The organism is Oribacterium sp. (genome assembly GCF_057249185.1).
This window is the reverse complement of record NZ_DBHIGR010000093.1, coordinates 1-8592: the sequence shown is the minus strand read 5'-3', so window position 1 is coordinate 8592 and position 8592 is coordinate 1. Positions and strand designations below refer to the sequence as shown.

General features: G+C 42.2%; 7 protein-coding genes. 5 read left to right on the top strand and 2 right to left on the bottom strand.

Translation table 11 applies throughout. The annotated features are described in order from the left end of the window. Positions 1–79: 79 nt before the first annotated feature. Positions 80–274: a hypothetical protein gene (locus tag ACO4PX_RS06440; RefSeq protein WP_007157169.1), complete on the bottom strand. Its 195-nt coding sequence runs from the start codon at positions 272–274 to the stop codon at positions 80–82. 274 nt (positions 275–548) lie between these two features. Here ACO4PX_RS06440 and ACO4PX_RS06435 point away from each other — a divergent pair, with 274 nt between their 5' ends. The 4 genes from ACO4PX_RS06435 (at position 549) to ACO4PX_RS06420 (ending at position 6660) form a co-directional block, all read left to right on the top strand. Beyond that, complete coding sequence (locus ACO4PX_RS06435; protein WP_448974877.1) at positions 549–1049, top strand: hypothetical protein; 501 nt, start codon at positions 549–551, stop codon at positions 1047–1049. A gap of 380 nt (positions 1050–1429) precedes the next feature. After that, positions 1430–1678, top strand: a complete 249-nt coding sequence (locus ACO4PX_RS06430) for a hypothetical protein (protein ID WP_485572026.1) — start codon at positions 1430–1432, stop codon at positions 1676–1678. A 276-nt stretch (positions 1679–1954) separates the two neighbouring features. Further along, entirely contained in the window at positions 1955–3511 is a 1557-nt protein-coding gene (locus tag ACO4PX_RS06425) for a carbohydrate-binding domain-containing protein (protein WP_485572025.1), read from the top strand. Between the two features lie 332 nt (positions 3512–3843). After that, positions 3844–6660 carry an N-acetylmuramoyl-L-alanine amidase family protein gene (locus ACO4PX_RS06420; protein ID WP_485572024.1) on the top strand — a complete coding sequence of 939 codons (2817 nt, stop codon included), beginning with the start codon at positions 3844–3846 and terminating at the stop codon, positions 6658–6660. 230 nt (positions 6661–6890) lie between these two features. Here ACO4PX_RS06420 and ACO4PX_RS06415 read toward each other — a convergent pair whose 3' ends face one another. After that, on the bottom strand, positions 6891–7886 hold the full coding sequence (locus ACO4PX_RS06415) for a helix-turn-helix domain-containing protein (protein WP_485550215.1): 996 nt from the start codon (positions 7884–7886) through the stop codon (positions 6891–6893). Positions 7887–8291: 405 nt separating this feature from the next. Here ACO4PX_RS06415 and ACO4PX_RS06410 point away from each other — a divergent pair, with 405 nt between their 5' ends. Further along, entirely contained in the window at positions 8292–8585 is a 294-nt protein-coding gene (locus ACO4PX_RS06410; protein WP_485572023.1) for a type II toxin-antitoxin system RelB/DinJ family antitoxin, read from the top strand. The last annotated feature ends 7 nt before the right edge of the window (positions 8586–8592 follow it).

Here is an 8592-nt window from a genome sequence, read left to right as displayed (position 1 = left end):
TATTGCTTTTGAGATTACATTGTTCTTGAAGTTATAATGCTCTTAAAGCTATATTACTCTTAATGCTTTGGAATTATCTTTAGCCCCAGAAGTAATGTCCGGTAATTAAAGAATAAATGCCCATAACTGCTACAACAGCACAAGCTATAATTTGCAATGGACGAATGCGTACGCTTGTTCCGTTTTCATGAGCTTGTTTAATCATAAGAATCTGCCCTACGCACATTACCAAGCAGACAAGAGTAACGATAATAGTCATGGTTTGCTGGTTCATTTTACTTCCCCCTAAAAATTAAAGTGATTTGTTTATTCCCTTAAAAAAGAAAATATTAATTTTAATCCTTAAGAATTGTAAGCAGAATACTAATGTCTGTCAAGAGAAATCTTAATCTTTTACGGAAGCTAATTGACTTCTTAGATGATGAATTTATAATAGTTTTGCATGTATAGGATAGAGAGTTTTTTCCTATCCCGTAAGTGAGATTATGGAGAAGAAGTAAACGTTACTGTTTATCAATATTTGTAGCAGCTTTCAGGAGGAAAACAAGATGAATCAGACTATTATGATTGTAGCCGGTGTGGTAGTTGTGTGGGCAGTTTTATTTGTTGTTATGATGAGCTTTCAAAAAAAGCGTAAGGCAGGGGAACAGCAATTTAATGCGGATAATGCTTATAAGGCGCTCTTACATTTGTACTGCGATCATGTTGCTATTGACGGAAACAGTCTTTCCGCATTTTCCCATACGCAGGGAGAATACATGCAGACTATCGTAGCGTTGGAGCCGGGACAGCATAAATTGGAAGGTATTTTCCGCTCTACAGAGGCAGGCGTTACAGGCAATAAGAATTTGGTCAGTGAAAAGCTTAGTATTGATATTGATTTGGAAGCAGGGCATGTCTATTCTGCAGCCATGTATTTTTATTCCGCAGAAGATAGAAACGAGTATTACAAGGGACAGACCGGAAAGGCTATTGCAGAAGTGCCTCTTTCTATTGTTAAGGGCAGCGACCAGGTTAAGGCCTATGTCATTGTGTATGAAGAGCAATAAAAGTAGCTAGAGAAAGTGGGGGCTTCATGTGGAAAATAAAGTCTAATACTTATTTAGATGAAAATGGATCCTGCCACTGGCAAATTAGGTACTATTCGCCCAATCCGATTTTTTCTTTCTTTGGTCTTCTTTTCTTACTGGGAATATTTTTTCTGATATATAGGCAATTGGGCTTAGATAAGAGTGTGTGGCTTCTGTATGGACTGCTCACTATGTATTCCGCCTTTTGCGTATGGGATATCTACAAATGTTTCTTTCTTACTTATATTGTGGAAGCAATTCTGTATGAAGAGGAGATAGTACTTCTTTACCATAAGGGGGAAAGTCGGAGGATTCCTTATACGGAAATAGGATTTGTGGATTTTCAACTCCATGAGGGTATGGGAAGTAGAGTGCGTTTTTCGCCCCACTTTAGCCTTTACAAGAAGAACAGCACGTCAAAGATTCTGGATTCCGTATTTAAAAACGAGTATTTAGTTTTTATAGGGGAAGTAGAACTTCTGGAGGATTATCTTAGGATTAAAGAAATTCTGGCGAAAAAGGGAAAACATTGTGTGGAACCCAGGGAAACCGAAGAGTGCTTTCGAAGAGGAAGGCTTAGCAGGCAAGCTAGAAGAGATATTGGATAAGAAAAGAATCGTACGATTTTCGTTGCAGAAATCGTACGATTTTATCATCCTAAGAAAAGGAGGGGCAACGATGTCTATTACTGCAACGGAGTTACGGTTGAACTTGAGTAAGTACAATTTAGAAGAAGCTCGTGAAGAGGGAATTATTTTGGATTGAATAAATATGCAATAAAATGCAATTTCATACATTTTACATATTTCATACACAAGTTAAACATAAGTTTCTGCGATAGTAGGGCGTGTAAAGAGCAACCCAATCACAGAAAAGAGGACAGTATGAAAAAGAATAAAAATAAAATGAGTATATGGCTGGCGGCAATGGCGATGAGTATGGCCATCGTAGGATGTTCCAATGCAAAGACTGCTACAACAGCGGCAGCAACTACTGCCCAGAGCACAGAGGCGGTGGCAACGAACACTTCCACAAAAACAACGGCAAGTTATTCCGAGGAAGACTTAAATACATCTTATTCCGACTCCGATACCAAGATTGAGTTGAGTAGCGGAAATGCCAAGATTACCGGTGAGGGCGCAAGCTATACGGATGGCAATATTGTCATTACCAAGGCCGGAACCTATGTCTTTAGCGGAGAGTTCAACGGACAGATCATTACGGAGGTGGGCGACGAAGACCTGGTACACATCGTTTTCAACGGCGTAAATATCACCAATACGACTTCCTCCGTCATTAACGCAGCTACCGGACGTAAGATTGTGTTGACCTTAGTGGACGGCACCACAAACACCATCACAGACGGCACAACATATAATTATGCAGAGGGAGAGGATGAGCCGGATGCGACCCTCTTTGTAAAGCAGGATTTGACCATTAACGGAAACGGAACTTTGAATATCAGTTCTAACTATGCAACAGCCCTTAAGGCAAAGGATAATCTCATTATCTTAGGCGGAAAGATTAACATTGAATCTGTAGGAAAGGCCATCAAGGGAACCGACTCCGTTACCATTGAAAATGCGGAAATCACCATCAATGTAGAGGATGACGGTATCACTACAGACGGAGCCTTGGTCATCAACAGCGGAACCATTAAGATGGAGAAGGTTGGAGAAGGTCTGGAGGCTGTTACCATTGATATTAACGGCGGAACCATTGACATCGTGGCGAGCGATGATGGTATCAATGCCCGTGGCTTGATTGATGACAGCGCTACAGATGAGGAAAAAGAAGCTTACGGAGAGGAAAATCAGGCGGATACCTATTTCCGTATTACAGGCGGTACGGTAAATGTGACAGCAGGCGGAGATGGTATTGACTCCAACGGTCAGGTCTATATCGAAGGCGGCAGCTTAAATGTTTCCGGACCTGCTTCCGGACCGGATGTAGCTTTAGACTATAACGGAAAGGCAACGATTACCGGCGGAACCTTTGTCAGCACCGGTGTGCAGGAAATGTTTGAATCCTTTGACAGCAGTTCCACACAGAACTTTATCAATGTGTTCTATTCTAGCACGGTAAGTGGCGGAACAGAGGTGAAGGTAACAGACAAGAGTGGAAATGTAGTGCTTAGCTACACACCGACCAATGACTTTACGGCAGTGATTCTTTCTTCCGACAAGCTTGTGACAGGAGAGACCTATACCGTAAGTGCGGGAAGCAATAGCGAAGAAATTACAATTTCTGCAGGAGAAAATACCATAGGTGAACAAAGTGGCGGCATGGGCTTTGGCGGTGGAAACGGTACTCCTCCAAGCGGAGCTCCCGGTGGTGATGGCATGGGACAGCCACCTGAGAAGCCGACAGATGCCAATGGAAATGAGTTAGCTATGCTGGAGCCACCCAGTGGACAGGGAAGCAATAGTGAAAGCAATTAATATCATTTCGGGAAGTTTTTGAAGAAATAGCTATCAGCAGATGGAAAACAGGGAAGGCTTAGGATCTTCCCTGTTTTTTATATGAAAAAGTATTTTATCCAAATGTCTCCCAATCATCTGAATTCCTACCTTATCCCCATCTAATCTTTATCTAATTCCCATCTAATTCATAATTAAAACCTATAAAAACATATTCAATATTCATATAAACATAATGCATTTATCACAAAATTTAATCAGCAAAACTGTGGTATATTTTAACATTTTCTTTTAAGCTAAGGAAGCGATTATATACATTTTATACAATAAATTGAAACATCAAAGGAGATGACATGAAAAAAGCAAAACGATTACTGGCAAGTACCATGCTGTGCACATTGGCTTTACAAGGAGTGGTTTTTGCCGCAGGAAATGGAGAGACAGTTTCTACAGTTACTCTAGAGAGCACAGTGACCAATGGTAGTGTTCCGGAGGAGAATAGGGGCAGCATCACAAGTGTATTTTTGGGAAATGATGTAAACCAGGATAGTAGCACTCTTCCTGCAGAAGGAGGAAAGCTAAAAATCGGCCTAATGCTGGACATCAACAATCGTCCTGATGGATATGAAACAATTCGAGTCAAGGCGGAATTTAAAACAAGTGATGGACTGGTTTCGGAAAAACTTCTGCCTCTTGAAGAGGAAGATTTATCTTTAAAGAAGGGAAAGAGAAGTTTTTCTGTAAGTATTCCGGAAAATGAGGAAAACAGCGAAAGAACGATAACCCTCTACTTTAACTGTTGGGGAGATGAAGAAAAATTCCAAGATGCTCCGATTCTTACAATTACCCAAGAGCCGGGAACAAAAGAACTTGCAAAGGCGGAAATCACTAAGCTTAGTGCCAATAAAACGGAACTGGCTAAGGGAGGAGAAATTTTACTGCATGTTAAGGGAAAAAACCTTACAGAGGACAATCTTTTCGGAAAGGTATATAGGGAAGAAAAGGGAGAGTATCTTGAAGATAAAGGTTTAAGTGAAAGCTTAAAAGGCGGTTGGGAAGGACTGGAAAACAATAGAACCAAGTCTTTGTTCCTTCCGGATGCAGAGGGAGGCATTCAGAAATATAAAGTTCAAGTAGGAACAACGGATGCCCCGGAGGATTTATTTTCCGATGCATTGGAAATCTCTGTAGGGGGAGAAGAAAGTAAGAAGAAGGTACAGTTCATGCCCCGTCTGGTTAGTCTTTCCGATGGCGGGCGGAAAATCACCGTATACTTTTACGAGAAGATTTCTGCGGCAAAGGACCTGGATTTTCTGAAGAAAAGCATTTTCCTGAAAACAAAGGAAGAGGAGGGCTATGCTCCCTTAGAGGCAGAGGATGCGCTGGAATTTGTAGATGAGCATACCTTGGAAATCCGTTTGCACGCTGCCAAGGACTTCAAAAATACCGCGAAGATTAAGGTGGAAGAGCGGAGTATTTTAGATACCAATCGACAGGTGGAAAATAATCCCTTTGAGAGCTTCTTGCAGCAGTCTGGTGCCATCAGTGAAGTGAAGATTGAAGAAGGAACGGTTCTTTCCTCAGAGGGAGGACAGGTTCGTCTTCGAATTAAGGGACAGAACCTTTCCAGGGAAAAGTTTCGATTGAAAGTGCTTCCCAATAAGCTTTTCAGTGGAAAGGAAGAGGACAATATCTTTGAGCCCACAGACCTTAAAATTGAGGCGGATACCGGCTTAGCAGAAAATGTAGAGGAAGCGGAGAAGGAAGGCTTGGTTGTCAGCTTTTCTATTCCGAAAAATGAAAGTAAAGAGATGAGAAGCTTTACTTTACGTTTGTCTGCTGACGGCGGATTAAGCTTTAAAAATCGCTTTTCTAAGGTGGCACTTCCGAATGAGAAGCTGGTGGTGACACAGCTTTATGAGGGACAGGAGGAAGGTATTCCGGCAATTTCCTTTGCATCCATTCAATCCTATGGAACTTCCGGAGGAGGAACGGAGGTGGTGGACAATACCCACACCGTCAGTCCCACAGGACAAGGCAGTAAGAAGACTCTCGTGCATCTTTACGGCATTAACCTGGATGAAAAGAAGAGTAAGATCAAAATTGTGGATGAAAATGACATTACCTGGTATCCGGTGAATGATGCAACATCTGATAGTTCCAGCAACTTCATTATGATTGCTTTTAACCATACCGGAATCACCGGAAATGGAAACAGTCAGGTGATGGAAGTCATTTGTCCCAATAATTTCAAAGGAGATAGAACTTTTACTTATTATATTGCCCCGGACGGAGTGCACTATGATATGCAACACAAGGTTACAGCTACAGTGTTGGATGACAAGACTCCGAACAAGCTGGAACTATCCGGAAAGAACATTCGCGCAGTGAAAGTAAGCTATGTGGATACGGAGGGGAATATTTTGGAGGATCCGGAATATATACAGGGCTATAGCTTTGCCAAAGTAATGTCCTTTGGTATCGTTCCCAAGGAGCTTTCCGGCTATAAGGCAAAGTCTTATCGTTACGGTAGTATTCAGAATAAGAAAATGCAGTGGACGGAAGGGGACATTCGTATTTTAGATAACCTGAATGTTAAAGATATGGCAGAACTTCAGTTTGTCTATGAGAAGGACAACACAGGAAAAGAAGAAAAGCCTAATCCCTCTGAAAATACTGAAGCCTCTCACGAAAAGCAAGAAAGCGGCAAGATTTCCGGAGATACTTCCGGAAACATTTCCGGAAATGGAAGCTATCGTTCCTCTTCTTATAGTAGCTCCGGTATGTCCACTACAACGAAAGTAGGAGCAGTGCTGGGAGAAAGTCGAGATACCACGCTTTCCGGAACTTGGCAAAGGGATGAAAAGGGCTGGTGGCTGTCTGCAACTGACGGAACTTATCCAAAATCTCGATGGGCGGAAGTCAACTACGAAGGAAGACCTCAGTGGTTCTACTTCGGAGAAGAGGGCTATATGGCTACCGACTGGGTTTTGGTAAATGGAAAATGGTATTATCTAAATCCATTGACAGGCGCTATGCATGAGGGCTGGCTCCTTTGGAAGGATCAGTGGTATTACTTAAGTAACGGCACCGGAGAAATGAAAACCGGTTCTGCCAATATCAATGGGCAAGACTATCATTTTGATGAGAAGACCGGAGAACTGAAATAAAAGCAGAGGCTACACATCAGGCGATAGAGAGTCGTACAAAATGAGATATCGCACGCTTTGCGAGAAATCCTCGTTATGAATAAATACCCCCGGAATACTTTTAATCCAATACTTTGGAGAAAAGTATTTCGGGGGTGCTTTTTAGAAAAGAATATAGACTGAAGAAGGGATGAAAAATGAGATTTTCTCGAATCAGTATATTTTCAAAGAAGAGCTATTTAGACAAGACACTAAATCTTCGCCCTAAAGGACTTGACAATGCCGCGTACTGCCCCATAGCCCACTCCGGCTACCGGCCAAACAATCCAGCTGATGTCCCAGCGCCGGGTAATAAAACTGTAGCCAAGATAGATAGCGATTACCAAGCACCAGTAAATTTGCCCGACGTTTTCATTTTTGTACTCATCCATCTTTTTCTCCCTTCTATAATCCCCTTGCTCTAAAAGCATGTTCAAGGCATCCCAAATAATATTCGTTTTGACAATCCGAAACACGCCAACGGCCACAAAAAGCAGAAGGAAAGGCACGGCAAGAGCGGTATGGAGATCATCTTCTCCGAAGATAATCATACTGATAAAGATGGGACTTGCCGCAATGATGCAAAGAAAAATACCTAAAATCATCTGAGAAGTATAAGTTCCCTGGTAACGGGATTTTTTCTCCTGCACCATACCATTTACCCCGTAAGCAGTATTCAGAAGCTCTTTTTCTATATAATGGAATCGATCTCCTTCAATGGAGTTTTTGATAAATAAGGCTACTCCTGCTCCTGCCAAAAGGAAGAGGAAGAGCACACCGATACCTACGGCTTTTCCCTCTGAGAGAGAAAGAAGAGAACTTTCCTGAAGCGTGCTTAAAACAATCAATAGGCTGGGGGAAAGGATACAAAGCAGTACGCCCAGAGCAATCTGGGAAGCTGCTTGATTCTTGTGTTCCAGAAAAGCATTGGCCTCCTCCATGGAAACAGAAACCTCCTTTAAGGAGGATTCCGTATCAATCTTTAGGGTTTCTCCCGGACTGTCCAGCTCTATCTCATCCTTTAAGAGGTAATCAGTACTTACGGAAAAAACCTCGGACAACTTCAAAATCTTATTCATATCCGGAATGGACTGGGCGCTTTCCCATTTGGAAATGGACTGCCTGCTGACTTCCAGCTTTTCTGCCAGGTCTTCCTGAGACCAGCCATTTTTCTTTCGTAATTCAATAATCTTGTCTGCAAGTATCATACTCTACTCCTTCTCTTTTTTTAGGAAAATGTCTTTGATCGCTACGTTTTTACGTCTCTCATACTATCGAAAAATCCGGTTGCAGGGAAGAAAGCAGGCTTGTCAATTTGACAACCGGCGGTTGCAAAGCCTTGATTTTCCGTGGAAAAATAATATTTCGAAGAAAAGCTTCAGAATGGAGAAGTGTGATGACCGAATTGAAACAACCGTTTTGGGAAAACGAGATCCGATATGTGCTTTTCGGGTATTATTATATCCCGAACTTGACTTTAGTGGAAGAAGAAAGAAGGATCAGGCGCAGTCTTTGAACTCCTGCTTGCATGAGTTTGTAATTCACTTGATTTATTAAGAAAGATATAGTACGATTGCATTACAAACAAATGCAGATTTAATGGAGGTGTGACTATGGCAAATGGATTACTTCAGCTTCGTATAGACGAAAACCTTCGGAAGGAAGCTTCCGATGTATATTCTCAGCTTGGCCTTGACTTGCCTACGGCAATCCGGATGTTCCTGACTCGTTCTGTGCAGGTGCGCGGCATTCCATTCAGCATGATCCTGCCGGAAGAGAACTATAAGGCGACGGCAGCTATCGTTGCCATGAAGCGCATGAGTAGTGATGCGGAGAATGCCGGTGCAGCCGACATGACGCTGGATGAAATCAATGCGGAGATCGAAGCCGTAAGGAATGGGAAATAACGTATGA